The organism is Mobilitalea sibirica (assembly GCF_015999265.1).
Lineage (GTDB): Bacteria > Bacillota > Clostridia > Lachnospirales > Lachnospiraceae > Mobilitalea > Mobilitalea sibirica.
In genome coordinates this window covers 1-25,919 of record NZ_JAEAGR010000020.1, presented here as the reverse complement: position 1 = coordinate 25,919, position 25,919 = coordinate 1, and the positions used below count along the sequence as shown (strand labels likewise).

Here is a 25,919-nt window from a genome sequence, read left to right as displayed (position 1 = left end):
TTCAATCTCTTTATACCAAACAGTTTCTTTGCGTCGTTGCTTATTCCATGCTTTCCATCTACTGTTTAAATTATGCATATCAAATACCGATCAATTATGGATGTATGCTGATCACGGTGATTGTAAATTTAATCATCTTTTATTCTGCGATCAAGTACCGGTATACTTAAGTTCACTCTATAGAAGCTTTTGAGACACCGGAATTAATCTGTTTTAAATCATAACCGGTGGGCTCTTGGAAAATTCTTAATCCAAACTCTTCTACTACAGAAAGAATATGATCAAAAATATCGGCCTGAATTCCTTCGTAGTTTTCCCATTTCGTATCAGAGGAAAAACAATATATTTCAATGGGAAGTCCATGTTCTGTCGGAGGGAGCTGACGAACCATTTGGATCATATCTTTATTCAGTTTGGGATGATTTTTAAGGTAATTGGATACATAAGCTCGAAAGGTTCCGATATTGGTCATATGGCGACCATTAATTAATAAATTAGTATTAATATTATTATCTTGATTATATTTCTTAAGTTCAGCTTCTTTTTCCGTGATATAATCATTAAGATAATGAATTTTTTTGAACTTTTCTATCATTTCATCACTACAAAAGCCGATACTGTTCATATCGATATATATGGGCCGTTTGATACGTCTTCCACCAAATTGTGCCATGCCTCTCCAGTTTTTAAAGGAATCCGAAATCAATGAATAAGCCGGTATGGTTACAATCGTTTTATCAAAATTCTGAACTTTTACTGTATTTAAGGTAATATCAATGACATCTCCGTCGGCTCCGTATTTCGGCATCTCAATCCAATCCCCGATTCGAAGCATATCATTGGAGGTTAATTGTATTCCCGCAATAAAGCCAAGAATGGAATCCTTGAACACAAAGGAAAATACTGCAGCCAAGGCTCCAATACCACTAAGTAAAATCAAGGGGCTTTGTCCCATGAGATTTGCGATGATTACAATACTAAGGATAATATAAACAACTAATTTCACAACCTGTAAGAGCCCTTTGATTGGTCTTACTTTGGATATCGGACGGGTTCGATATATGTCATTAATGGAATCGATGAGCGCACTAAAGACAAATACTGAAGCGATTAGTATATAGGTGGATGCCAGCCTTAAAATCACCTCTTGAAGATCATCAAAGATCATAAGCTGTATGTTTTTAAATAAGGGTGCTGACATATATATAATAATTGCAGGAGTGAGATGTACAACCCGATTAAATACACCGCGCTCCAGCAATACATTATCCCATTCATATTTGTTATTACGAATAAACCTTGTCAGTAATTTTAATACAATTTTTTTCATTAATAGATTCGCAATAAAACATATAAGGATAATAATTATAATAATAATTCCATAAGATAAATAACCGGCCGGTTTTTCCGATACACCGTTATCCACCAATAATTGTTTAAAAAAGTTCATTCTGTGATCCAACCCTTCTCTTTCTGTAATTACTAGTAAAGGATTTTGTAACATGCCTTACCTATTCCAGTTCCTATCTTCTTACTAATTATTCTACTATTCAATCCCTTCTATGTCAAATACAGGACATCTTTTTCGAAGTCTGGAATTATATTTTGGTATATACAGGATGGCGATCTCGTAATATATTTAACAGATCAATAACGTATCGAATAGGGTGTAACTATCATCCATAAGGAGACCGTTTGCCGCCATCAGTACATAGGTTGTGGCATTCCTACCTGTCACAATCTTATGTACCACTATGAGCGGCATTCGAGTGGAAACGTGTCTCTGATGGATGATAATTACACCCTATTATTAATAAACTCACTTATTTTGCTTTAATTACATTACCGATTGTCTTAAGGCTAAGCTTCTGACCGGTATATAATATCAGACCCTTATAGATTCTGGCAGAAAGCAAGATGATAAACACGGTAAATACCAAGAGTAGTGTCAATGCTATCATTCCTTCGAAAAGACCGATTGTACCGGTAATAACCTCTACCGGTACGCTAAAGGGTGCCGTAAACGGTATATATCTTGATATAGTTATCAATGCCTCATTTTTCATGAGCGGTGCAAGATAAACTATAAGAAAGCTGATGATTACCGGGAACATAAAGATGGTCTGTGTTGACGCTACATCCTCCGGTTTTGATACCAAACAGCCCGCAAGACCTGCTAGCACACTATAGAATAAGAAACCAATGCAGAAGAAGATGATTGCCAACACTACAGCCGGAATCGTCATTGCTGTTTCTCCAATATTATCTTTCAAAAAATTTATCGCAGTGATTGCAGTATTCTCATATTCTGGATAGAATGCACGGGCTACTGCATTACCTCCAAATAACCCTGCAAATACCGCTGCAATCCATGTCACGAATTGTAGTAATGCCATGGATGTAATTGCCAAAACCTTACCGGTAATTAATGCATACGGATGGACTGAGGTCAAAAGAGTTTCCATCAGCTTCGAAGTTTTCTCTGTAGAAACTGACTTGCTGATTGTCTGCCCATATAATAGCAGCATCATATATAACATAAACCCAAATAGCATAGGTGCGACTATCTTAATAACGATTGCTATCTCACTTATACTTTCTCCAATCTTAGCGTAGGATGTTACAACCGGTTTCAAAACAGATGTTAGCTGGCTGGTAGTTAAGCCAGATTGTATTAATTTACCGGTGCTAAAAGCTGAGGATATCTGTTCCAAGAGTTCGATTGCATGCCTTTTTGTAATGATAGAACCCGCAGGTATCACGCCCTCTAATTCATATCCACTTTCCTTTGCCGATATTATGACAGCAAGCGTTTTATCAGAATCAGCTATTGCAGATTTTATTACTGCATCTTTCGATGTGTTCTCTTCCCAAGCAAAATCAATATGTCCAAACTGCTGTGTATTCAACTGCGGATTAATCTCTTTAAAGTTCGTAGGTTGTAATCCACTGTTATCTAATATAATAACCCTGTTAATAGGAGATGTCTCTACCTGATCTACTTTATCCGGTTTAGCCACTATTATATTGACCAGAACAAATACACCTAAGATTAGGAAAGCTACCAATAAAGTTACCAATTTAAAGCCTACTCCCTTGGTCGCCTGCCGGAAGGTAAATCCAAAAACTGATTTCCAACCTCTAAAATTATCTTTCATAATTTATCCCGTGCCTTTCATTTTTAATAATCTTATACTGTCTTTGAAAGTTTTATCAATTCCTTTACCTTAATCTTATTCCCCGTATGAAGAATGAGAGTTTCATAAACCTTTGCAACAAACCAAAAGAGCAATATAATAAATATTATCTGCAATGCAATTGCACCGACTGCCAGACCCAGACTAACCTTTCCGGTTAGAATTGCACCCGGCAATAAAAAAGGCGCTGAAAGCGGAAATAAAAACGTAAAGGTAACAAAACCATTCACTCCGCTTGCCATCAATACATTTGCAGCACCAAGTCCAAGATAAGCACCAACGATATTGGTTACTGTAAATAATGTCAGTCCTTCACTAATCTCCTCCAGTTTACTGATAGTAGCCCCTGTAAGGGCGGCTAAGGTACCATAGAAAATCAATCCAAGCAGAATTAATACAAAGCAAACTATAATATTCATCAGATTTAAATTCTGAAAGATATTTTCCGGAAGATAACGAGAAAGTACACTCTCTTTGGTATCTCCGGATAAAACGGTAGATATCTTATTGGAAGCATACAGTATGACTACCATTGATATCATTTGTAATAAAACTGCGGATAACATTGCTAAAATCTTACCGATTATTATTGCTAGCGGCTTTACTGAAGTTAATAGATATTCAACAACTCTTGTTGATTTCTCAGTTACAATGGAAGTAGCTATCTGACCGCTGGCAAAACTATTAACAAATAATATAACTATAAGAATACCATAGATAAACCAGTACTCACTATTCGTTATGGATGTATCTTCTTCAAGGATAGGAGCACCGTTAACATCAGTTAGCGTAACCTTCGTTTCAACCTCTGCATGTAGCATAGCAAGTTGTTCTTGCTTAATTCCAAGAACATTAATTTTATAAATATCAAACTCTTTGGCAATTGTCTCTCCCAGAAGCTGCATATGGATGTCCTTAATCGGACTCTCATTTGCATTAAGTAAGTTCAATGCATACATGCCTTCCTTTTCAGTAAGTGTTAAGATAACAGATTCTTGTTCCTTCTTTTCAATTCTGTCTGCTACCGTATCATATGCTTCCTTCATCGTTTCAAAGGAAATGTGACTTAATCTATCATCTGAGTGTACCCCTGTAAAATCCATATCCGGAAAGCTGGTTTCATTGTTAACATAAACCTTTTTTACCGGAATTGGCTCATCAAATTCTTGACGTTCGGAAGAAGTAATCATACTAATAATCGGCATAGAAACCATCATCAATATTATGAGTAAAAGGTAGGTGATGATGAAAGCCTTATTCTTTAACGTCTGTATTAGAGTAAAGATATAGACATTCTTCCAACCGCTAATACTACTTTTCTTCATGTACAACCCCCACCTTTTCTACAAAGATTTCATGAAGTGACGGTTCACGAAGTTCAAACTTAACCACCGGAATTTGATCGTTTATCAGTTTTGCTAAAAACTCCATAGCCTGTTTTTCATCCTTAACTCTCAGATGATATTCACTGGGAGTTTTATTGACAATAGTCAAATCAAAGGATGAGATATAGGATGCTATATCTACATCACTCTTTACGAATAAATTGATACGACCGTAACTCTTTTTCACTTCATTCAGATTACCCTGTAAGACAGCTTTACCACGGTTTAAGATTGTAATATCTGAACAGAATTCCTCTATTGTCGGCATCTGATGGCTGGACATAATCAGATATTTATTTCTTGCAATCTCTTCCCGGATAATGGATTTAAACAAATCGGTATTAATCGGGTCAAGACCACTGAGTGGCTCATCCAGAATAAGCAATTCAGGATCCGATATTAAGGCTGCCATCAGCTGTATCTTTTGTTGGTTACCCTTGGATAATTGATCTGCACGATTCGCTTTTGATGTTCTCTTTCCTTTTACTTTAGGAGGAAATATATACTCCTCCACCGCCAAACGCTCAGCCCAATATTTAATACGGTCCATAGCTGTTTTTTTAGGAACATTACGAAGCTTTGCGAAATACATCAACTGATCAAGTAATGAATATTTCGGATATAGACCCCTTTCCTCTGCCAGATAACCAACGTTCGACTTAACAGGATCAAGCGGCTTTCCTTTCCATAAAACCTTACCGCCATTATTAGCCAGCATACCTAATATGATACGTATTGATGTCGTCTTACCGGCGCCGTTGGTTCCTAAAAGTGCATAAACACCAGGTTGGTTGATCTCAAAGCTTAAGTTATCAACAACAACCTTATCTCCATACTTTTTCGTTAAATTCTGTACACTTAAAGACATATTACCCCTCTTTCTACTCCATATCAAAAGTCTGTGTGATATCAACATAGCTGCTATATCTCTGTAATCTGATATGTTTTCCTTTTAATGTGATATAAGTTTAATAATGTATTATCCGATAACTGATGTTTTCTACTTATCGATATGTTAAGCGATTTATCGATGTGTTATCGACTTGTCAATTTATCAGCTCTTATCCGTTCTACTGATATAATCAGCTGCGGATTAGCTTATGTATATGTACAATTTAGATTTACTAATCCAAATACAGGAACATTGACATAAACATAACAATTATACCATTAATTTGCATCAAATAAAATACTATAATTAAAAATACCTCCAATCACTATTTAGAAATAGCCTTATTATTCAATAGAAATACTATTTTGAATATAAAAAATACTCTTTTCACTGAAATTTTTATCATATACCTATCTATATTACCGAGTGTATGGTAATTTCTATCTCACGGTTCATTTAGCAGATTTAATATAATTTTAATGCCAAATTACCCATATTATGGTATAATCAATCCGTTGCCTTATAAATCAAATATAATGCATTCACTTTATAAGGAATAATTCATATTAAAGGCAGTATATGCCGGCAGAAACTATGAAAGAGGTGTTACTATGTGGTTTTCAAAGTCACAAGAAGATGTATTCAAAGAATTACAGGTCAGTCCGGCCACAGGGCTGAGTGAAGAAGAAGCTAAAAAGCGACTTGAGCAATACGGAAGGAATAAGTTAAAGGGAAAGCCGAAAAAGAGTTTAATCTCCTTATTCCTTTCACAGCTAAAGGATATGTTGATTTATGTATTACTGGGTGCTGCAGTGATTACTATCGTGATTGAGGAATATACCGATGCGGTTATTATCCTTATGGTAGTTTTTCTGAATGCAATCATCGGTGTAGCCCAGGAATATAAGGCCGAGAAGGCAGTTGAAGCATTACAGAAAATGACCACCCCGAAATCCTTAGTAAGACGGGATGGTGAAACTGTTGAAATCAATTCAGAAGAAGTTGTTCCCGGTGACATAGTGATACTGGATGCCGGAAGGTATGTTCCTGCCGATTTAAGATTAATAGAAAGTGCCAACCTTCAGATTGAAGAATCCGCCCTGACCGGTGAATCTGTACCCAGTGAGAAAAATGCAACATCCTTACTTACAGATCCAAAAACACCGATTGGCGATAAAGTAAATATGGCTTTTATGTCCACTCTTACTACTTATGGTAGAGGAGAAGGCGTCGTAGTGGCAACGGCAATGGATACGGAGATAGGTAAGATAGCTAAAATACTTGATGAGGACCATACAGAGATGACACCTCTCCAAAAAAGACTTGAAGAATTAGGTAAAATACTAGGCTTTCTAGCAATCGGTGTCTGTATATTGATTTTTGCTATCGCCTTTATTCAAAAAAGAGATTTGATGGATATGTTTTTAACCGCCATCAGCTTAGCGGTAGCTGCTATACCGGAGGGTCTGGCTGCTATTGTTGCTATCGTACTGGCCCTAGGCGTAACCAGAATGTCTAAAATTAATGCTATCGTGAAAAAACTACCATCGGTAGAAACCTTAGGTTCGGTAAATATCATCTGTTCCGATAAAACCGGAACTTTGACCCAGAATAAGATGACCGTAGTAAAACATTATACTCAAGGTGTCTTATCCGATGTAGCTCAGACAGCAAGTAATCTTACTGCGAATGAAGATGAAGCAGAGTTAATAAAGTCCCTTGTTCTTTGTAATGATGCCACTTATGAAGAAGGTCAGGGAACCGGAGATCCTACCGAGATCGCTCTAATTGCTCTTGGAGATAAATACAACTTAACGAAGGAAGCTTTGAATGAAAAGCATGAAAGAGTGTCCGAATTCCCTTTTGATTCCGATCGTAAACTTATGTCCACACTTAATAAGGAAGGCAATGGCTATCGCGTTCATACGAAGGGGGCTATTGATAGTATATTAAAAATAGCCAGCACTGCCTTGGTAGATGGGAGAATTGTTCCTTTAACTGAACAGTTAAAAGAGGATTTCCTTAAAACAACCGAGGAAATGTCCGATTCTGCTTTGAGGGTATTGGGTGCTGCCTTTAAAGATACAGAGCAAATGTTAGAGCCCGAAGAGATGGAAAAAGACCTCACTTTGATTGGATTGGTGGGTATGATTGATCCTCCAAGACTCGAGGTTAAAGCCTCAATTGCAGAAGCCAAAAGCGCCGGTATTACTCCGATTATGATTACCGGTGACCATAAAAATACGGCTGTTGCTATCGCTAAGGAACTGGGTATTGCGGATTCTATAGAACAGAGTCTTACCGGAGCTGAAATCGATGCCATGGACGAAAAGGCTTTTAGTGATAACATTAATAATTACCGGGTATTTGCCAGAGTCTCACCGGAACATAAGGTAAAAATCGTAAGGGCTTTTAAGGCTCAGGGTAATATCGTTTCCATGACCGGAGACGGCGTTAACGATGCTCCTTCATTAAAATATGCAGATATTGGTGTTGCTATGGGTATTACCGGTACCGATGTTTCCAAGGGTGCCAGTGATATGATATTGACCGACGATAATTTCACTACCATAGTAAAGGCAATCGAGGAAGGCAGAAATATCTATAACAATATTAAAAAAGCGGTAATCTTCTTACTCTCCTGTAATTTAGGTGAGGTAGTAACTATATTAGTTTCCATCCTATTTTCCTGGCCGATTCCGCTGTTGCCGACACAGATCCTGTGGATTAATCTGGTAACCGACTCACTACCGGCGATCTCTTTGGGTGTTGACCCCGGTGATAAGGATGTTATGAAACAAAAACCCAGAAGTCCAAAAGAAAGCTTCTTTGCCGGAGGAGCCGGTATTAGAGCAATCCTTGGCGGCGTACTGATTGGTATCATCACCTTGTTAGCTTTTTACTACGGAATATGGGAACATGGCTATCGTATCAGCGATCCTGATATACCAAAGGAGGTAATGACCTATGCAAGAACGATGTCCTTCGTTGTAATTGCGGCCTCCCAGCTTTTCTATTCCCTGTCCATGCGTCATAGTATCAAGTCCATCCTTAGTGTTGGATTATTAAAGAATAAGTTATTAATTCTCGCAATCGCTTTGGGATTATTCCTTCAGCTGGTCGTTATCTCGGTTCCTTTCCTAGCCGGAGCCTTCCAGGTACACAATCTAAGCTTACAGGATTGGGGAATCGTCTTTGGATTTGCTCTGATACCTTTAGTGGTGAATGAAATCATTAAGATGGTTCTGAGAATGAAAAAGAAATAATAAGTACGTACAATATAACATATAACTTATGCAAACTCTAAAGAAAAACGCCACACAACTAATCATCCGGTTGTGTGGCGTTGTAACTAAAACATAGCCTAGCTATTACTTTATTATATCGGGAGGTGAAAGAAATGGAATGTCCCTATTATAAATCACAAATGAAACTAGGAGCAATTGATGTATATGACACTTTAAGTTGGTCTCCAGATGGAGAAACTCGAAAAGGTCATACAAAACATTCTATCGCGAAAAATGGTTTATTAATAGCTAAATATTTTCTTATCCAATCAGCAAGTAAAGAAGCTTTTTATTGACCAGCATGTAGTAAGATTATTATTGATTTAAACAAAAATGTTTAATCCTAATAATTTATTTATTGAACCATTTAGGAATCTTAAACTCAGATATATCACTTCATGTAATTCCGAGAAATCCAGATTTGATACCTCTCTAGAAGGTAAATGATAAATGTAACTTCCGTTATAAATAAGTTCATCCGTTCCCGTGTATTCGAATGTAATGAGCAAGCTATCATTATCAATCCATTTGTGTGCACTAAAATACGGGTCAGGACGAAACTCACGCATATTATTACTCAACTCCTCCGGAACCGGAACCGGAATTGATAAGAAATCTACAGTATCAACGATAATTATCTCGCCACTTATTCTTGTAGTACCGGATACTGCTACGTAGCGGCTGTCTGAGGACCATAAAAAACGATTACTATAATAACCCGGCATCTCCCATAGTACTTTATTCGTACTTATTTCTCGGATACGTATCTTCTCAACCGGGAACATGCCTCCGGCTGTAATATTAGTATTAACCCCATAAGTCTCTGCATCATATTTTGCATCCGGTGAGCTAACAATTATTTTCTCAGCCGATGGATCCCCTGAATTCAAGCTACTATCATTCCTCCAAGGTATTTGTTCAAAAAGGTTTAAGAGCTCACTAATTGCTATCGTACTGTCTGTAATTAGGCCAATATTTTTTTGATCGTCCTTTTCAGGAATATCTCGTAACCCATCATCCTGATTTTGTATTAGATTAACGCTACTATCCTCAAAAGTAGTATCCATTTTTGGGTTATGAAATGTTTTAGATATTATGATGATACATGTTATAACAAAAATTGAAGATAAGTAAATCAACCAAAAGAAAAACTTTATCTTTGGTATTTTTCTTATCCAAGATATAACCCTTTGAAAGAACATCTTAAATCCTCCCCGTACGCATCTGACTGCTTCTGACTTTTAATCATTTTTATCTCTATAATGCCCTCTGTATCGATTACTTATATTTTACATAATTTACATATAGTTTCATCTGGCTTTTTGATACATATGATCATAAAAGTCAAAACACAAAATCTTGTCTGTCTATTCCATTATTTATTAATTTTTCGATTGAATTTTTTATTCAGCATAAAGATCCAAACTAAGGATACCAATACTCCTGTCAGTAAGAAAAGCAGTTCTTTTTCAATCGCAAATTTAGCCAGCCAGAAGGAGGGTAGGAAAAACACCAGGTATTGAATACTTCCCTCAACAAAGAACGGCACCGGCAATCCCAGAAAGAAAAGGCCCGTAAGCTTGGATACCGCCATGCCCTCCACCCGATTGCTTGATAGGGATACTACCAGTAAGGCTTCGATGATACCAAGTAGGTTAGAAGAAAGTGCAATACCTACAATATATGGCAACGCGAAATCGCTTAAGGAAAATACCATCATCAAAACTATAGATACTACGAATGATATCACTGCAGGAAAACCCAGTCTGGATATTAAATATCCTCTTTTTCCAAGAGGGGTAACCGATAGATATCCGGATATACCATCATCAATTTCACCAAGTACCACATAAGCGGCTGCAAAGCAATATAACAAAGGTGTCAGGCTACCAAGTAATAAATCAAACAGTAAATAATATGGAACAAAAAGTTTCGTTAATCCAAAGTATTCATAAATTAACTCCTGAGCAAAAGGAATACCAAACTTAAAGACAGATCCGGCAAGTAATGGTGCAATGCATAATAAAATCAGCATGGCATCCTTATAAATCTGTACCATAAATTGTTTAAAAGAATTCAGCAATGCTTTTTTTGATACCATCATAGCTTCACACCTCCCACACTCTGAAACATCTTCTTTACAATCCTATAAGTAACCATATAGATCATTAAAATCCATATACCTAACATCAATAACTCGAATGCGATATTTTCTATGTTCTTTCCTTCCATCATACGGATTACGATGATGCCGGGATGCAACAGCATAAACGGCTTTTGGTATCCGAACAGATAAAAGATCGAAGGAACCAAACAAAGTATCTCAAATGGTATGGTAGCAACCATAAACTGATTTAAAGTCTGAATCTTAGAAGCAATCATCAAGCCAAATAAGGAAAATATCACAGATCCCATAAAGGTTGCAATTATTACAAGGATAATATTTCTGTTACCGGCTGCGAAAGCGATCAATACTCCCACTACTGTTCCGATCAAACCGAGAGATACCACCTTGGATAGAATATATTCGGATACCTTAACCGGAGATACTGCAATGGAATTGAGTACTCTCTGACTCTTCTCAAACAATACAATGGAACCCATAAAAAAGAGTCCCATGGCAGCCGGATCACTGTATATCATAAGAATAGCTGCTTTCTCCCGAATTGTAGCAGGGAAGGCAAAGAGTAAGCAGATATAAAAAAACGTAAAAACAGTATATACAAAATAAAATCCATATTTAAATTGAAATTGGATATCGCCAATTATTAAACTTCTTAATCTTGTTCTCATTGCAATCCTCTCCCCGTCACTTCGATAAAGATATCATTTAAGGTTGGTTCACTGCTATGGATGGATAAAAGCTTATTCTGTTGTATTAAATCTAAAAGCTTACTATCCTCCACTGTCTTATTCAAGGGACATTGGCGAATTATTTCCTTCTTATCATAATAAGAATACTTTAGCTTGGTAGCGCCCTTACTCATAATCAGATTATGCGGAGTATCCAGGGCTTTCACCCTACCGTCAACTATAAAGGCTACCCGGTCACAAAGTTCAGCTGCATCGTTCATATTATGGGTTGTTAAAATAATTGTCTTTCCCTTATGCTTCTCCTCAAGAATAATATTTTTCATATCTCTGCTGTTAGAAGGATCCAATCCGGAGGTAGGTTCATCTAAAAACAAAATATCAGGATCATGTAACAATGCCTTGATAAAATTCAACCTGGACTTCATTCCCTTGGAATATTCGAATACCTTCTTATCCATATCATACCCAAGGCCTACCTTATGAAACAATTCCTCCGTATCTCTAAGTTTTTTATTATAGAGTGAACCAAAGAATTTAAGATTTTGTCTGGCCGTAAGTTTTTCATACAAGCTGGGAAATTCAAAATCCAATCCGATATTTTCATAGAATCTGTCGTCATGATTTTTACTTTCTGTATGATTTACAATAGCACTTCCCGAATAATTCGTAATCAGACCTGTTAAAATCTTTTGCAGTGTACTTTTACCCGCACCGGATGGCCCTAAAAAACCAAAGATTTCCCCCTTTTTCACCTCGAAGTTAATGTCCTTGATAAATGGCTTTTTCGTATAGCTGAATTCGAGATTTTCAACTTTAATCATATCTAATTCCTCCACAATTATAAAGTAATGAAATATTTATTCGTATAATTAATCAAAAATCGTATAATCAAATTTGATAAATCAAAATCACTTAATCCTTCTAATTTTGGATCATATATTGACATCTGCGAGTCGATTAATACAGCTTAATCCAGAAATTGAAGAACAATACCCTTTATCATCATACGGATTACGTCGTCATAAATCTGTTCTCCTATCTCTCTCTTAAATAATAATGTTAGAAACACAGCCCTTAATCCACCGCTGATTAAAGTGATATCCTTTTCCTCCAAAGAAAGAAAGGAAAAAAGTTGTTTTACACTGAAATCATCGTAGGATAAATGTTCTTTCACCACATCCTCCGGCAGTTTCCTTATTAAGTAATCCAGATCTCCATTCATGACAATCGGCATAAGCCCTGTTTCATCAAACTGTTTATACAGTCGAAATAATAACTCTGCCAAATCCTCTGCATGAAAACCATTCTTAAATTTAGATATTTCATTTAAAAACTGCTCATGCATTTCTTCGTGCAAATCATTGATTGCGTCATACAATAGTAGCTCTTTGGAAGGATAAAACAGATAAAATGTTCCTTTGGGAATATTGACCCGCTTCACCAGCTCATCTACCGTCGTTTTCTTTACCCCGTATGTGACTAGGCATTTCATCGCTTCTTCTTTCAAGCGCTTTACAATGTATTCCTTCTCTGCTTCAGTAAATTTCTTCGGCAAATTAATCACCTCTTTAATAACTATTTGACTGTTTTTGTGTTTTTAGTCATTATATGATTATGGTTGTTTAATGTCAATAATAACTTCGAAAACAGTTATAAAACACTCGGAAAACAGCTATAACATAGGAGAAAAAGCATTTAGATTATTATTAGCCGTTAACAAAGCCCATATATATTAAATATTGAATTTAATTTTTTAATAAGCTAAACATGGTATGTGGTTATAAATTAATAGGATATATAAAATAATAAACTAATTGAATTTTAATGGAAAACATTATAATATGAAACTATCAATACAGAGAGGGTGCATAATATGAGCCAAACTAATAACTTAAAAGAAATATATCTAGCCGGTGGATGCTTTTGGGGAACCGAGAAGTATCTATCCGAAATACATGGAATTGTGAAAACTGACGTGGGCTATGCGAATGGAAATACTGAAAATCCCACATACCAAGAAGTATGTCATAATAATACAGGACATGCTGAGACAGTTCGGGTTTTCTATGATCCAACACAGATTCGTTTGGAATTTATACTGACTTTATATTATGATGTAATAGATCCTACCTCCTTGAACCGTCAAGGTGGCGATACCGGAACACAATACCGGACCGGAATCTATTATGTGGATACAAAAGACTTAGATGTCATCCGTAACTCAATATCGGAGTTACAAAAAAAATATGAAAAACCGATTGCTATCGAGGTGTTACCTCTAAAGAATTATTACTTAGCTGAAGAATACCACCAAAAATACCTGGATAAGAATCCAAACGGCTATTGCCATATCGGAAAAGAGAAATTCGAACAAGCAAAGCTTGCGAAAGAATAAAAACCCATTAACTCATACAATTTATTCTACCATTCATATAAGATGTAAAGCTTCTTAAATATGATAAAACGTAGCATCTAAGTTATATAGCGTAAAAAGAGATTGTTCTGATGATATATACATTAATACCAAAGGAAAAGGACTGACATGGGATTCCCTTAATACACTATTTGGAGAACACATTCTTTGATTCGTATGCTTGATACGAACATTTATGTACGAATCAAGCATACGAATCATGAAGGTGTACTCCAACGAGTGTGTGTGGGAACCCATTTCAGTCCTGTTTTAATTGATTAATTATATCATCAGAACAATCTCTATTAAAAAAAAATATTAAAAAGATATTATCATGATAATTTACACGAGAATTTTACTTAAGAAGCCTTGAAGTCTCTCGTTCTTTGGATGCTCAAAGATATCCTCCGGTGTTCCTTCTTCCGTTATGACTCCTTCGTGTAGAAAAATCACGCGGTCGGATACTTCCTTGGCAAATCCCATCTCATGGGTTACAACTGCCATGGTCATACCCTCTTTTGCCAGTTCTTTCATAACGGTTAAAACTTCACCCACTAGCTCAGGATCTAGGGCTGAGGTAGGTTCGTCAAACAGAACCACCTTCGGCTGCATTGCCAGGGTTCTGGCAATTGCAACTCTCTGTTGCTGTCCGCCGGATAACATAGCAGGATATTGGTCTTTCTTATCCTCTAATCCAACTTTTGCAAGCAATTCCATAGCTAACTCCTGTGCCTCCTCTTTCGGCATCTTTCTAACTGTAATTGGACCCTCCATAACATTTTGTATGACTGTCATATGAGGAAACAGATTAAAACGTTGAAATACCATACCAACTTTTTTTCTTAAATCAATGACGTCTTGGCGACATTTTTTTTCGATTAGTTTACCATCCACATAGATTTCGCCTTTATCCTTCGTTTCTAGAAAGTTTAGACATCGAAGCAGGGTACTTTTACCGGAGCCGCTGGCTCCGATGATGCAAACAACTTCGCCTTCCTCGATATTAACATCGACTCCCTTTAAGACCTCCAGTTCACCGAAATATTTATGCAGGTTTCTAATTTGTATCATACACTCACCTCTCATTTACCTTCAATCTCAGTTCAACTTTATTAAGTACCTTGGAAAGTCCTAAAGTAATCAACAGATAATATGCACCTGCCAACGTGTAAATCGGGAATACGTTAAAGGTTGCAGCTGCAAACTGTCTTGCCAATAGTATCGTCTCAGTAATGGTAATAACACTGGCAAGAGAAGAATCCTTGATTGATATGATAAACTGATTACCAAGGGCCGGTACCGATCTTTTAAAAGCCTGTGGCAGTATAATTCTTTTCATTGCTTGAAAATTAGTCATACCAAGAGCTTTTGCCGCTTCTCTTTGACCGTAATCGATTGATTCTATGGAACCGCGAAATATTTCACTAATATAAGCACCACTATGTATCGCCAGACCTAAAACTGCAGAGGGAAAACGATCAATCATAATTCCCATATCCGGCAATCCAAAAAATATAAAATAAAGCTGTAACAAAAGCGGCGTTCCTCTGATGATAGTTATATAAAAATTCGATATCATAACCAAGGGTTTCTTCTTAGATAACCGCAACATAACTGCAAAAAGTCCGATTACAGTACCTAACAAAATGGATAATACAGATAATAATAAGGTATTGCCTACCCCCGGTAGAAATTTTGGCATAAACTTAAATAATGCCGTAAAAAATTGCTGTATTCCTTCAAAAAATGTCATCTATTCACCATCACTTCCGTTACCTATTTCTCTAATATATTCTGTCCAAAGTATCTGTTGCTGATTTCTTCATAGGTTCCGTCTTCTATAATTGCCTTCAATGCTTTATTAACTTCTTCCAGAAGCTTTGTATCTTCCTTACGAATCGCGATTGCTATATCTTCAGCATATAAAAGACTACCAACCGGTTCTATCTCTACGCCATATTTTTCTGGACCCATAAGACCTACAAATTTACCGGTTACTAAACCATCAATTCTTCCTTGCTCTACACTCTTCATGTTGTCTACATCACTTTCAAACTGAAGAATTTCATCAATATTATCCAGGCCTTCCAGATATTCATGGAATGTAGTTCCTGTTACAACTCCGACTTTACCATTATCCAAATCTTCAATACTATTCAGTCCGGAATCGGTTTTCGCGAAGAATTGAGCGCCGTCATAATAATAAGGGTCAGAGAAATTAACCTCTTTTAATCTATCTTCTGTAATAGCCATACTACCGATAATCATATCAAATCGGTTACCCTTAAGTCCACCGATGATACCATCCCAAGCTGTGGTAATCGGAACCGCTTTTACTCCCATCTTATCCGCAATTGCATTGGCAATCTCTATATCAAATCCGGTTACTTCACCGTCTTCGTCTATGTAATTAAATGGTGGATAAGCTCCTGACATGGCAAAGGTGACTTCTTTCTTATCTTTAATTTTATCAAAGGTTGTCATATCCTTCTTACCACAGGCTGTTGCCGCAATCATTAATGTCATAATTAATGTAACTGCTATCAATTTCTTAAACATAAATTCCTCCTTAATTTTCAACAATAGTTATCAAAATAATGTTTCTTTTATAGCGAATATCTCCTCCTTTTTACATTATCCATATGTTTCCAGAACCGAGATAAAAAAATGCACCCTAACTCTATAAATATAGAGTTAGAGTGCCTAAGCTTCACCTTACAAGGCTCACTTTATACCACTTTCATAGTATAGTTCATGACCATTTGATCCTAAACCGACCCCAGTTCTATGACATTTCATTTTTCAATCATATTTTCGCATTGTTTGATTAATTTACTTCCTTCCACATTTTGATTTACAAATACGTAAGAAAGCTTATTAATCCGCTACTCATATTATCTACTTCATGATATATCCTTCGTACTTCTGATATTTGGAAAAAAATTTCCAATCCTTTATTATAATAACTGTTATCTGGGTATCTGTCAACCCTTTTCCATGGATTAGGAAAGAGGGATAGCGTATCGGTTTCCTATTTCCTCCCTGGCTTTTTTCGTAGCTTCTTTTATAAAATCAGTCTTTCCTCTGGTATATGCCTCTCTGTCATTCCTATGTTGTTCCATCAATTTTAATTTAAGATTTTCATATTCTTTTGCTACTTCAGGATACTGAAGAAGATACTCACGAAAGTATAGTTCATCCCAGTCTCCAAAGTAACGAACATGAAGATGATAGGCCTGCCCTTCAAAGCCATGTTCCGTATAACCTTTCATAAACATCATATGAGGAGGCGGATTACTTGGCTGGTGACTATAATGGTATCCAATTGATTTTATGGAAGCAATTAATTGTTCTAAATCTGTATTGTTATCAATTTCAAGGAGAATATCAATCGTTGGTTTCGCTTTTAAGCCTGGTATGGAAGTACTTCCATAATGATTAATCCTAATTATATTTTCCTGACCGATTATATTATTCAGGGCTATAACTTCAGTCTGATACCGCTTCTTCCAGATTGGCTCATGATCACTAATGATAATCGGAAAAAGCTCTCCCAGTTGTGAAAGACTCATTTCTTCTAGCTTGCTACCCATATGTTCTCCTCCGTTACTTCATGACTATAAAACTTACCTTATCGTTATTCATTCATATAATCCAAGGTAAAAGAAAAATATTCCTCAGTGCCATCTTTATTCCAAGCATCCAGTTGTTTTCCGGAAGATAATATAGCTAATAATATTAAGAGAATAATGACACCCAGGACAATCAAATTTATTCTCAGTCTCTTCTTCCAGTTCTTATTCGTCATACAGCGATAACCTCCGGAATTAAATTTTTATTATAAATACTTCGATCACTTAACATCATTTTATTGGCATCTTAATATCATTTTCTACTTTACTTTAATTACTACCATGATACAAACATAGTACGAGCCACTAGTTTTCCTTCAGGTTTCTCTTATATCTATATTATATAGTCATCAAGGTAAGAATTGCCTCTATTAATTAAAATGGACGCTTTTTTCCCAGCCATCCTTGTTTCTCCCAATAATTTCGTTCAAAGGGATTCCATGTATTAGATTTCATCATATTTCTCATCATATAAAATAACATTTTTCTTATCATCGGATAATGTAAATGATCCATTTTTTTTATGCTTCTGGCAATTTTTCCTGCTTTTTTTCTGATTTTCTTTCCCATCTTATATCTTTTTTGTTCCGACATTTGTTCCCAACTGCTTACGGGTATCACCGCTTTGTATGTAAATATTCTCTTTACTCCCCAAAAACTAAGACTATTTGTCATCGTTTTAACCGTATGACCAAGACCTACTCCGGCTGTTGTTACGATGGCCAGTGACGCTTTATGAAACATGGCTGGAATTGGCCTATGGCTGATCCATAGAAAGCATAAATGATCCAGCAAAGCTTTTAGGTGTCCTGAGACATCCAAACTATAAACAGGTGAAGTCATTATAATCAGATCTGCCTCTATGATTGAATTGACGATCGGACTAACCACTTCATGGTGAGGACAGGAGTTTTCTCCCAGTGAAAAACAGGAGTAACAACCTATGCAAAAATAGGGCATATCCTTAGGTAAATAATATTCTTTTATCTCTGTTTCATCGTAATTAGATAATTCCTTAAGAAACAGTTTCATACAACTCCAGGTATTACCGTGTCTGGTATTCCCATTGATTACAGTTATCTTCATTCGTACGTCCCTCCTGTAATTTGTATTCTACATATCATCTTTTTTAAAGAATTTCATACATATCATCCTTGGTAACATACTAATTATATCTTTCGGTCTTATGAAAACGATTTCTTACTATAATACATTATAACTGTATTTCAATAAAGTGTAACCAGTACTTATTGGCTATTTATTCCTTATCCAGTAGTTTTTTATACGTATGATCGATACCAAGTGCTCCTAAGGGAGCAGTTAGTACAATTGATAACACTGCAACTGTTACTACCTTTTGTCCACAGGCTAATCCCATGGAAAGTGGAATTGCACCGATTGCCGCCTGAACGGTTGCTTTCGGTATATAAGATAGCATGCAAAAAAGTCTCTCCTTCCAGGTAAAGGTCGTATTTATAAGGCATAGATATACCCCCAACATTCGAAACAATAGTGCAACTACTATGACCAACAATGACATAGTTCCTGCTGCTATTGCATACTTTAAATCCAGTGTTGCCCCAACGAGTACAAAGAGAATAATCTCTGCCGCCACCCATAACTTATTATATTTTAAAGCTAACCGCTTTGCCAGAATATGATAAGCTTTATATAAGGTAATTCCCATACTCATAATTGCCAGTAATCCAGATATCGGAAGGACACCATTTAATTGGTTTTCGAGTTCTATTAACAGGAAGGATACCCCAAGTACCATAACAACCTTTGCTGAATCTCTCATATGAAGCTTCTTAAATAACATTGATAAAAATAGACCGGTGATAATACCTATGATTACACCAAGTATAATCGCTACCGGTATCTGAATGAATTTACCATAAGTAACAATATCACCTGTGGCTAGAGAAATAAACGAACTAAATAAGACAATTACATAAACATCATCAACCGATGCAGAGGCCAGTATTAATCCGGGTATACTTTTTCGTTTTCCATACCCCTCTTCTATCAGTTTAATCATCCTTGGTACGATTACAGCCGGCGATACAGCAGCTATAACAGACCCCATGATGGCCGCTTCTATCATGGTAACCTCCAATAATTTGGGTGCAATTATTATCACAGCTAATATCTCCAAAGTGGCAGGGAGAAAACTCATAAGTACTGCCGGTCTACCAACCTTAATTAAATCTTTAATATCTAGGGACAAACCGGCTCTTGTTAGAATAATGACTAAAGCCAATTGCCGCAGATCAGAGGACACGGTCAAAATCTTTTGATCCAAAAGATTGAATGCATGGGGACTTAACATAATCCCTGTAATAAGCATTCCAAGTAAACCGGGAAGCTTCAATTTATTGAATATTGATCCCAATAATAATCCTACTAATAAAATCAGTGCTAAACTGGTCAGCATAATTTAACCTCCGTAATGTTCTTATTTTTTACTATTTAGAACGCAATTTCCTATTCAAGAACAAAGAGTTTGCCTTGGCAAATTCTCGTACCGAGCGCGGTCGGTACAGCCGACAAAATTTACGCGTCAATGTTTATCCTGCCTGGAAGGTTTTTTATGATAAAGGAAATTCGGATAAAATTTCTTTATCATAAAAAACGCTGATAATTTCTGTGTAATACACAGAAGTCATCAGCTAAATTTAGCAGTTTAGGCGTACCAAGGGAGATCCTCATTCCCATTTTATACATATTTCATATACTATTAATATGATATGTTAGAAATATTCATTTGTAATAGAAATTTATGTAGTCTCTTTTATCGTATAATTCGACATTATTATAACTTGTTAAATGATAAATCAGCTAATCTGATGCTATTATAACATATTATCTAACCATTACAAGAACTTATTTCTACAAATACTCATATTTTATACTATACAACATAGAAAGGACTGATATTATGAAAGTATTTCAGATACATCACAAAAAGGAAGTTATCATGCATTCCTGTTGTTTTAAAAGGTGTAAAAAGTGCCCACATCCGGTATCTGATGATGAACCTCCGATAGCCGGTGAACTTAGAAACATTATGTCCGGTAATATCTATATCAGTGATGAAGGTACAGCCTATACGTTTCTTAACCAATTGACGAAATATCCTCCGGACCCTTGCCTAAGCTGCGAAACATATTCAAATAACATGTATCATATTGTTTCACTTAGTGATCTAAAAAATCATACCGACTGGTTAAAAATTAATGATAAGTACTTGTATCCAATGCTGGTCTGGGCTACGGATCAAGAGAAACCGGTCTTGGTAAGAATAAGTCCCGGAACAAAAAAACCTCTAAAAATAATAAAAAAAGCATCTACGGAATGCCTTGCATATACCATTTGCATATCATATCCATCGAAATCATAAACATTTTTATCTTAATCTTACATTTTATTAATGATGGTAATGTTGATAATTGAAGGTTTAAAATAAGACGGAGCATTTGGGTCATTTTACAAACTCGTTGGGGTACAAATCCTTGCTTTGTTTACTTAATTATTAAGATAAACCCAGAGTTCCGTCTTATCATGTATAACTATGTTATGAAACAGCCCATACTCACTGTTAATATATCGATAATATTTCAATATATTTGATTGTATTTTAATAAGATTTTTAGATAAGAATATCCAAAAAATTAAATGTCTTTCTTTTTAATGGGAAACTGAATTTCAGTTAACCAATCCTCTTCTGTGTCTTTATTCCATATTCCGTCAATATAGGATTCCCTAGGATTATCTGCAGGCTCATATCCATTGTCCTCCATCCACTTTAAGATAGCGCCATAGGCATTACGTAGTGTATCATAGGGCCCTTTATGCAGGGTACAAGCAGCTTCCGGTACACGATCTATCTTTTTAAATTTAACCATTTCACTATCCTGTTTGGCTTCGACTACCGCTTCACAGACTTCAACATCAATATTTTCTTCTTTATATTCACCATCATGGTAGATATTAAAACAATACTCAGGAACTGCACACTCACATCCGAGACGTTCCATCTCTTCTCCCATCGGAGGAATAACAGCAAAAAAATCGTTATAACTGTTTACAACTCTACGCATTGAGGCTACCACCACTTCCGGTAACTCTTTTATAATAACATTGTAATCCATAGTAAAACCTCCTTCATTCAAATTAAGATAATGCTCTACCTGAGCAAGCTTCATAGTGCTCTCTGCTATTTCCTTAAGAAGCTGCTCTTTCTTCAAATGTAACAGATTATGTACTGATTTACCGGTCTTTACTTTTGCAATCTCATCCAAGGTAAAACCCATCTGTCTTAGTGCCAGAATCTGATATAATTCTGGCAGTTGTTCAGAAGTATAATACCGATATCCCGTAAAATCATCAATGTGTGCCGGTTTTAAAAGTCCGATTTCATCATAATAACGCAATGCCTTTACTGTTACCCTATTCATTTTCGAAAACATTCCGATTTTATAGATATTATCCCTCCGTCCGTTCTTGATTTTGATAACGTATAATAGAATTTAAGTTAGTTCTATTGTACCATCTCCTGTAACAGGAGAGTCAAGTGCTATTATTCCCACTGAAAGAATTTAATTGATACCAGAAAACTAATGATTGCCAAAACAGATAATAAAATTATGGGAAACATGAGATTGTTAAGATCCAGCCCCAAAGAAAATCCTTTAAGTAGCTTTATTCCCTGTGTTAGTGGCATAATATCAGAAGCTCCTTGTAGAGCTTTTGGCATAATTTCGTAGGGAACTGTTGCTCCCGATAAAAATAACATCGGAAAATATATCAGGCTACAAAGTAAATTTGCTGTTTTCAGATTGGGCGAAATACTGGCCAATAACATTCCTATCCCATAAATTGCGATTGCTACAAGTAGGTACGACAACAGGAAGTAAAAAGTAGAACCAATCATCTTGTATCCAAAAAACAGTTTTAATACCAGATAAACGGCCAGATAGGATGTTAAAGCGATCGCAAATTGCACCGCTACCTGTACAAACAACAGAAGTCCGGGGCTAACCGGTGTAACCTTAAACCTTTTCAGTATTTTTCTATGGCGATAATCTGCTATGCTTAAGGGTATTCCCATAAGCCCGGTTGCACAAATCCCAATTGCAGCAACCGCACCGAAAGATTGTTGTAGGAAGGTATATCCGGCACCTTCAAAAGCCGGTTTTTCACCATAAATCACCCCTAAAATTAGTGCAAGGGCCATCGGAAATAAAATCCCAAATAAAATACTATCCATATTACGTAAAGCCAATTTACTCTCTGTCTTAACTAAAGTTCGAAACACTTTCATGTTACTCATCCTCCTCTCCTGTTAACCATAAATACACCTCTTCAAAATCCTCATAGGGACTTTGCTTTGTTAAAGCTTCTATCGTATCCATTGCAATAACTTTACCGTTTTTCAAAATACAGACTCTGTCACATAAAGCTTTTACCTCATCCATGTAATGGGAAGTCAATAAAATAGTCAGCCCCTTTTCCTTAAGTTTTGAAAGATACTTCCATACCTCTCTACGGGCTTTTGAATCAAGTCCGGTAGTTAATTCATCTAGGAATACCAGCTCAGGATCCGGAATTAGCGCCTGTATAACAGAAAGCTTTTGCCGTTCTCCACCGGATAATTCGGAAACCATGCTGTTTTCCAATTCAGCCATCCCAAAGGTAACTAATAGTTCACGAAAGTCTACAGCTTTTTTGTATAAGGAATGGGTAATCTCACAAACTTCCTTAACCTTTATCTTATCCTGGTAATTCGATTGTTGAAATTGAACACCCACTCTTTCAAATAATTGTTTTCGCTGCTTTCTTGGATCCAATCCCAGTATTTCTACTGTTCCTGCATTCATTGATTTAGTACCCAGGATGCATTCAATCGTAGTTGTTTTTCCTGCACCGTTGTGGCCTAATAAACCGAATATTTCACCTTTTGCAATTTCAATATTTAAGTCTTCTACAGCTGTCTTATCACCGTAACGCTTTCTTAATCCTTCAACTTTTACAACCGGATTCATTCTTTTACCTCCTACTTCCATATGATTACTGATTAAGTTTGGTACACCTTTTACAAGGCATTATCTTCCTAGGACTTTGTCAGTATAAAACCTGCCGTAACAGGAGAGTCAAGAGGTTATTTTAAATATTTTTATAAGTTTTATATAAAGCTATGACACTATCTTCTGACAAAAAAAGGTGAATTGTGAGATTCCCAACACACCCGTTGGATACACTTTCCTGTTACGATTGCCTAATTCATACATAAATGTTTTCATCAGACATCATATCTATGAAAGTGTTCACCAAATAGTGTATTTAGAGAATTCCATAATCCACCTTCTCATTAACGATCGATTTATTAAGCGCCACTTTTTATTTTATTTTATTTATATCATTGAATCACTAAGCTCTTCTCTTTTGTCAACCGATATTCTGCCAATTTACCTCGATAAATTGATTTTAGTCTCGGATTCAATCGTATATCTCTTGGTTTTACCAAAGCATAATTTTTATTAAATATTTTTATATCACTACGTTCTAATACATATGCCACAAATTGTGAACAAAAGTATCGCTGTTTCATTCTTACAGGGATATTAACAGCTGCAGCTAAAAGACCAAGAAAATTATAGGAGTAATCATCTTTATTCTGTTTAAAAACTTCAATTTCATTGCGTAATTTTATGTATTGTTTGTCTGTGATTTTTAATTGGTAGATACTGCAGGTAGTAGATCTGAATTTGCCGAAAATCCCATGGTTAATATCTTCTTCAATAAATCCGGCATTAAAAGGATTCCATATGCCTCTGCGGGCAAAGCTGTACATCTCTTCAAGATCCTCGTCAAACGCTATGGATGCATGGGCATAGGGTTCATTGGTATATAGATGTATTGCCCTCGCCGGATATGTCTGCGTTTGTGTTAAAACAATATATACATTTTTACTTTTATTCTCTTTTATCCTATTTCTTCTTTTTCTAATCGAACTTCTCTTCATACTCTTCATAGCATATTCCTACTCTTTAGAACTTATATTTATCTTCATAAAAAAATTGATAAGCTAATTTTTCCTATCAACCATCCACAGTGTGAACATGATTCCTGGGCGTGTTCGTATCCATTCATGTAAGCTTGATATTAGATCAAACTTATTTACTATATGTGCGTCTACTCACATTTCTCGCCATTACATTCATACTAACTATAAAAAGCTGTAGTTTTATTAAAACTACAGCTTATATTATATTACATTTTTTAGCTAATATCAATACAATGATTATGTTATGAAATCATGAAAGAAAACGAATAGAATAGATTGCATTCTTCTGATATAAATAAAAGCTCTACTATATATTTATGCCTTTATACCTGTATATATTGAAATTGCATCCCTTAAAAATTCTGCCCTTCCGGGTTGATCTTTATCATAAAATGCTCTAAATCGCTCATCCTCTACATACATTGTTGCTAAACCGAAATGTGCTTCTTTGCTATAGTTTTCCCAGGTAAATGATAACCATTCACGATGTAGCTCGGCTGTTTCTTGACCCAACTCACCGCCGGGATCTCCGGTAGCAAATGCAGCCTCCAGTGATTCCATGACCTTTTTTCCCAGTATCTCAAATTCTTCGTACTGCTCCTTCGTCATGTTCATCATCCTCTGATTCGATGCTTTTACCTTATCCTCTCCATACTTTTCTCTAATTTCCTTGCCGTATTTCTTTTCATTTTCATCAATCAAACTCTTCTTAAAGCCTTCGAATTTTTCTTTATCACTCATCTTGAATCTCCCTTCTTGATATAAGATCGTCTTTTCAACATTAGCAATTAAAAGATCTAATTGCTGTCTTTTTGCAAGGAGTTTTTCATGATGTTCTTTGAGTGCTTGGGATTTATCATAGGAAGCAGAAAATATAATTCCCTTAATTTCATCAAGGCTTATTCCAAGTTCCCGAAAAAACATAATCTGCTGTAACAGGTCTACTTCCTTCTGACCATAAATTCGATATCCTGATGAATTTATCCTAGCCGGCTTTAGGATACCTATTTCATCATAATACCGAAGCGTTCTTGTACTGATCCCCGCAAGATTTCCAAGCTTTTGAACTGTATATTCCATTTATCATTCCTCCTTACAATTCGAGTTAGTGTAAAGTATTTTACACTGATTTTTATTTGATCCCTTTATTTTTCAAGGGTTACAGAGCTTTTTAAAATAAAAAAAACAATGACCCCCTATTTTCAGTTATAATTGGAGTTACCACACAAC

The 25,919-nt window shown here is 36.0% G+C and carries 25 protein-coding genes and 1 riboswitch; of the genes, 4 read left to right on the top strand and 21 right to left on the bottom strand.

Going from position 1 to position 25,919, the window contains the following annotated elements; genetic code table 11:
- Nucleotides 1-172 precede the first annotated feature (172 nt).
- The 4 genes from I5677_RS15645 to I5677_RS15630 all read right to left on the bottom strand — a co-directional run bounded on the left by I5677_RS15645 (nucleotide 173) and on the right by I5677_RS15630 (nucleotide 5,450).
- A complete protein-coding gene (locus I5677_RS15645) occupies nucleotides 173-1,450 on the bottom strand; it encodes a mechanosensitive ion channel family protein (RefSeq protein WP_197662591.1) in 1,278 nt (425 codons plus the stop codon).
- A gap of 373 nt (nucleotides 1,451-1,823) precedes the next feature.
- A complete protein-coding gene (locus I5677_RS15640) occupies nucleotides 1,824-3,158 on the bottom strand; it encodes an ABC transporter permease (protein ID WP_197662590.1) in 1,335 nt (444 codons plus the stop codon).
- A 32-nt stretch (nucleotides 3,159-3,190) separates the two neighbouring features.
- Entirely contained in the window at nucleotides 3,191-4,522 is a 1,332-nt protein-coding gene (locus tag I5677_RS15635) for an ABC transporter permease (protein ID WP_197662589.1), read from the bottom strand.
- Nucleotides 4,509-5,450, bottom strand: a complete 942-nt coding sequence (locus I5677_RS15630; protein WP_197662588.1) for an ABC transporter ATP-binding protein — start codon at nucleotides 5,448-5,450, stop codon at nucleotides 4,509-4,511. Before I5677_RS15630 ends, I5677_RS15635 begins: the two co-directional genes overlap by 14 nt.
- A 635-nt stretch (nucleotides 5,451-6,085) precedes the next feature.
- Here I5677_RS15630 and I5677_RS15625 point away from each other — a divergent pair.
- Nucleotides 6,086-8,740 (top strand): cation-translocating P-type ATPase, encoded by a 2,655-nt coding sequence (locus tag I5677_RS15625; protein WP_197662587.1) that lies wholly within the window; start codon nucleotides 6,086-6,088, stop codon nucleotides 8,738-8,740.
- Between the two features lie 134 nt (nucleotides 8,741-8,874).
- On the top strand, nucleotides 8,875-9,057 hold the full coding sequence (locus tag I5677_RS15620; RefSeq protein WP_197662586.1) for a PF20097 family protein: 183 nt from the start codon (nucleotides 8,875-8,877) through the stop codon (nucleotides 9,055-9,057).
- A 27-nt stretch (nucleotides 9,058-9,084) separates the two neighbouring features.
- On the opposite strand, the gene I5677_RS15615 is transcribed toward I5677_RS15620, so the two are convergent.
- The 5 genes from I5677_RS15615 to I5677_RS15595 all read right to left on the bottom strand — a co-directional run bounded on the left by I5677_RS15615 (nucleotide 9,085) and on the right by I5677_RS15595 (nucleotide 13,130).
- Nucleotides 9,085-9,828: a hypothetical protein gene (locus I5677_RS15615; RefSeq protein ID WP_197662585.1), complete on the bottom strand. Its 744-nt coding sequence runs from the start codon at nucleotides 9,826-9,828 to the stop codon at nucleotides 9,085-9,087.
- A gap of 308 nt (nucleotides 9,829-10,136) precedes the next feature.
- Entirely contained in the window at nucleotides 10,137-10,865 is a 729-nt protein-coding gene (locus I5677_RS15610; protein ID WP_197662584.1) for an ABC transporter permease, read from the bottom strand.
- On the bottom strand, nucleotides 10,862-11,554 hold the full coding sequence (locus I5677_RS15605) for a fluoroquinolone export ABC transporter permease subunit (RefSeq protein ID WP_197662583.1): 693 nt from the start codon (nucleotides 11,552-11,554) through the stop codon (nucleotides 10,862-10,864). The genes I5677_RS15610 and I5677_RS15605 overlap by 4 nt, the downstream gene beginning before the upstream one ends.
- A complete protein-coding gene (locus I5677_RS15600) occupies nucleotides 11,551-12,396 on the bottom strand; it encodes an ABC transporter ATP-binding protein (protein ID WP_197662582.1) in 846 nt (281 codons plus the stop codon). The genes I5677_RS15605 and I5677_RS15600 overlap by 4 nt, the downstream gene beginning before the upstream one ends.
- A gap of 146 nt (nucleotides 12,397-12,542) precedes the next feature.
- The gene (locus tag I5677_RS15595; RefSeq protein ID WP_197662581.1) at nucleotides 12,543-13,130 is read right to left on the bottom strand and encodes a TetR/AcrR family transcriptional regulator; all 588 of its coding nucleotides are present in this window, start codon (nucleotides 13,128-13,130) and stop codon (nucleotides 12,543-12,545) included.
- 318 nt (nucleotides 13,131-13,448) lie between these two features.
- Between I5677_RS15595 and msrA the strand changes: the two genes are divergently transcribed.
- Complete coding sequence (gene msrA, locus I5677_RS15590) at nucleotides 13,449-13,970, top strand: peptide-methionine (S)-S-oxide reductase MsrA (protein ID WP_197662580.1); 522 nt, start codon at nucleotides 13,449-13,451, stop codon at nucleotides 13,968-13,970.
- 360 nt (nucleotides 13,971-14,330) lie between these two features.
- Here the strand turns inward: msrA and I5677_RS15585 are convergent, their stop codons facing one another.
- The 7 genes from I5677_RS15585 to I5677_RS15555 all read right to left on the bottom strand — a co-directional run bounded on the left by I5677_RS15585 (nucleotide 14,331) and on the right by I5677_RS15555 (nucleotide 20,057).
- Nucleotides 14,331-15,059, bottom strand: a complete 729-nt coding sequence (locus tag I5677_RS15585; RefSeq protein ID WP_197662579.1) for an amino acid ABC transporter ATP-binding protein — start codon at nucleotides 15,057-15,059, stop codon at nucleotides 14,331-14,333.
- 4 nt (nucleotides 15,060-15,063) lie between these two features.
- Nucleotides 15,064-15,690 carry an amino acid ABC transporter permease gene (locus I5677_RS15580; protein ID WP_243456627.1) on the bottom strand — a complete coding sequence of 209 codons (627 nt, stop codon included), beginning with the start codon at nucleotides 15,688-15,690 and terminating at the stop codon, nucleotides 15,064-15,066.
- A gap of 74 nt (nucleotides 15,691-15,764) precedes the next feature.
- Complete coding sequence (locus I5677_RS15575) at nucleotides 15,765-16,547, bottom strand: ABC transporter substrate-binding protein (protein ID WP_197662577.1); 783 nt, start codon at nucleotides 16,545-16,547, stop codon at nucleotides 15,765-15,767.
- Between the two features lie 443 nt (nucleotides 16,548-16,990).
- The gene (locus I5677_RS15570; RefSeq protein WP_197662576.1) at nucleotides 16,991-17,581 is read right to left on the bottom strand and encodes a GrpB family protein; all 591 of its coding nucleotides are present in this window, start codon (nucleotides 17,579-17,581) and stop codon (nucleotides 16,991-16,993) included.
- A gap of 44 nt (nucleotides 17,582-17,625) precedes the next feature.
- Nucleotides 17,626-17,796: a hypothetical protein gene (locus tag I5677_RS15565; RefSeq protein WP_197662575.1), complete on the bottom strand. Its 171-nt coding sequence runs from the start codon at nucleotides 17,794-17,796 to the stop codon at nucleotides 17,626-17,628.
- Nucleotides 17,797-17,995: 199 nt separating this feature from the next.
- The gene (locus tag I5677_RS15560) at nucleotides 17,996-18,706 is read right to left on the bottom strand and encodes a flavodoxin family protein (RefSeq protein ID WP_197662574.1); all 711 of its coding nucleotides are present in this window, start codon (nucleotides 18,704-18,706) and stop codon (nucleotides 17,996-17,998) included.
- A 172-nt stretch (nucleotides 18,707-18,878) separates the two neighbouring features.
- Nucleotides 18,879-20,057 carry a cation:proton antiporter domain-containing protein gene (locus tag I5677_RS15555; protein WP_197662573.1) on the bottom strand — a complete coding sequence of 393 codons (1,179 nt, stop codon included), beginning with the start codon at nucleotides 20,055-20,057 and terminating at the stop codon, nucleotides 18,879-18,881.
- Nucleotides 20,058-20,272: 215 nt separating this feature from the next.
- Nucleotides 20,273-20,345: riboswitch (Fluoride riboswitch) on the bottom strand.
- A 216-nt stretch (nucleotides 20,346-20,561) separates the two neighbouring features.
- On the opposite strand from I5677_RS15555, the gene I5677_RS15550 reads away from it, so the two are divergent.
- Entirely contained in the window at nucleotides 20,562-21,023 is a 462-nt protein-coding gene (locus I5677_RS15550; protein WP_197662572.1) for a hypothetical protein, read from the top strand.
- Nucleotides 21,024-21,294: 271 nt separating this feature from the next.
- Here the strand turns inward: I5677_RS15550 and I5677_RS15545 are convergent, their stop codons facing one another.
- The 5 genes from I5677_RS15545 to I5677_RS15525 all read right to left on the bottom strand — a co-directional run bounded on the left by I5677_RS15545 (nucleotide 21,295) and on the right by I5677_RS15525 (nucleotide 25,769).
- A complete protein-coding gene (locus I5677_RS15545; protein ID WP_197662571.1) occupies nucleotides 21,295-22,092 on the bottom strand; it encodes a MerR family transcriptional regulator in 798 nt (265 codons plus the stop codon).
- 110 nt (nucleotides 22,093-22,202) lie between these two features.
- A complete protein-coding gene (locus I5677_RS15540; RefSeq protein WP_330617944.1) occupies nucleotides 22,203-22,955 on the bottom strand; it encodes an ABC transporter permease in 753 nt (250 codons plus the stop codon).
- Nucleotides 22,948-23,667, bottom strand: coding sequence for an ABC transporter ATP-binding protein (locus tag I5677_RS15535; RefSeq protein ID WP_197662570.1), 720 nt, complete (start codon nucleotides 23,665-23,667; stop codon nucleotides 22,948-22,950). The genes I5677_RS15540 and I5677_RS15535 overlap by 8 nt, the downstream gene beginning before the upstream one ends.
- Nucleotides 23,668-24,041: 374 nt before the next feature.
- Nucleotides 24,042-24,656 (bottom strand): hypothetical protein, encoded by a 615-nt coding sequence (locus I5677_RS15530; protein WP_197662569.1) that lies wholly within the window; start codon nucleotides 24,654-24,656, stop codon nucleotides 24,042-24,044.
- Nucleotides 24,657-25,004: 348 nt separating this feature from the next.
- The gene (locus I5677_RS15525; protein WP_197662568.1) at nucleotides 25,005-25,769 is read right to left on the bottom strand and encodes a MerR family transcriptional regulator; all 765 of its coding nucleotides are present in this window, start codon (nucleotides 25,767-25,769) and stop codon (nucleotides 25,005-25,007) included.
- Nucleotides 25,770-25,919 lie beyond the last annotated feature (150 nt).

Coding starts and splice junctions, on each gene's coding strand:
- I5677_RS15635 (WP_197662589.1), bottom strand. CDS start 4,522: ATGAAGAAAAGTAGTATTAGCGGTTGGAAGAATGTCTATATCTTTACT.
- I5677_RS15645 (WP_197662591.1), bottom strand. CDS start 1,450: ATGAACTTTTTTAAACAATTATTGGTGGATAACGGTGTATCGGAAAAA.
- I5677_RS15535 (WP_197662570.1), bottom strand. CDS start 23,667: ATGAATCCGGTTGTAAAAGTTGAAGGATTAAGAAAGCGTTACGGTGAT.
- msrA (WP_197662580.1), top strand. CDS start 13,449: ATGAGCCAAACTAATAACTTAAAAGAAATATATCTAGCCGGTGGATGC.
- I5677_RS15540 (WP_330617944.1), bottom strand. CDS start 22,955: ATGAGTAACATGAAAGTGTTTCGAACTTTAGTTAAGACAGAGAGTAAA.
- I5677_RS15555 (WP_197662573.1), bottom strand. CDS start 20,057: ATGCTGACCAGTTTAGCACTGATTTTATTAGTAGGATTATTATTGGGA.
- I5677_RS15640 (WP_197662590.1), bottom strand. CDS start 3,158: ATGAAAGATAATTTTAGAGGTTGGAAATCAGTTTTTGGATTTACCTTC.
- I5677_RS15620 (WP_197662586.1), top strand. CDS start 8,875: ATGGAATGTCCCTATTATAAATCACAAATGAAACTAGGAGCAATTGAT.
- I5677_RS15570 (WP_197662576.1), bottom strand. CDS start 17,581: ATGGGTAGCAAGCTAGAAGAAATGAGTCTTTCACAACTGGGAGAGCTT.
- I5677_RS15610 (WP_197662584.1), bottom strand. CDS start 10,865: ATGATGGTATCAAAAAAAGCATTGCTGAATTCTTTTAAACAATTTATG.
- I5677_RS15550 (WP_197662572.1), top strand. CDS start 20,562: ATGAAAGTATTTCAGATACATCACAAAAAGGAAGTTATCATGCATTCC.
- I5677_RS15565 (WP_197662575.1), bottom strand. CDS start 17,796: ATGACGAATAAGAACTGGAAGAAGAGACTGAGAATAAATTTGATTGTC.
- I5677_RS15545 (WP_197662571.1), bottom strand. CDS start 22,092: ATGTTTTCGAAAATGAATAGGGTAACAGTAAAGGCATTGCGTTATTAT.
- I5677_RS15615 (WP_197662585.1), bottom strand. CDS start 9,828: ATGGATACTACTTTTGAGGATAGTAGCGTTAATCTAATACAAAATCAG.
- I5677_RS15625 (WP_197662587.1), top strand. CDS start 6,086: ATGTGGTTTTCAAAGTCACAAGAAGATGTATTCAAAGAATTACAGGTC.
- I5677_RS15530 (WP_197662569.1), bottom strand. CDS start 24,656: ATGAAGAGTATGAAGAGAAGTTCGATTAGAAAAAGAAGAAATAGGATA.
- I5677_RS15575 (WP_197662577.1), bottom strand. CDS start 16,547: ATGTTTAAGAAATTGATAGCAGTTACATTAATTATGACATTAATGATT.
- I5677_RS15560 (WP_197662574.1), bottom strand. CDS start 18,706: ATGAAGATAACTGTAATCAATGGGAATACCAGACACGGTAATACCTGG.
- I5677_RS15580 (WP_243456627.1), bottom strand. CDS start 15,690: ATGCCAAAATTTCTACCGGGGGTAGGCAATACCTTATTATTATCTGTA.
- I5677_RS15630 (WP_197662588.1), bottom strand. CDS start 5,450: ATGTCTTTAAGTGTACAGAATTTAACGAAAAAGTATGGAGATAAGGTT.
- I5677_RS15605 (WP_197662583.1), bottom strand. CDS start 11,554: ATGAGAACAAGATTAAGAAGTTTAATAATTGGCGATATCCAATTTCAA.
- I5677_RS15525 (WP_197662568.1), bottom strand. CDS start 25,769: ATGGAATATACAGTTCAAAAGCTTGGAAATCTTGCGGGGATCAGTACA.
- I5677_RS15585 (WP_197662579.1), bottom strand. CDS start 15,059: ATGATACAAATTAGAAACCTGCATAAATATTTCGGTGAACTGGAGGTC.
- I5677_RS15600 (WP_197662582.1), bottom strand. CDS start 12,396: ATGATTAAAGTTGAAAATCTCGAATTCAGCTATACGAAAAAGCCATTT.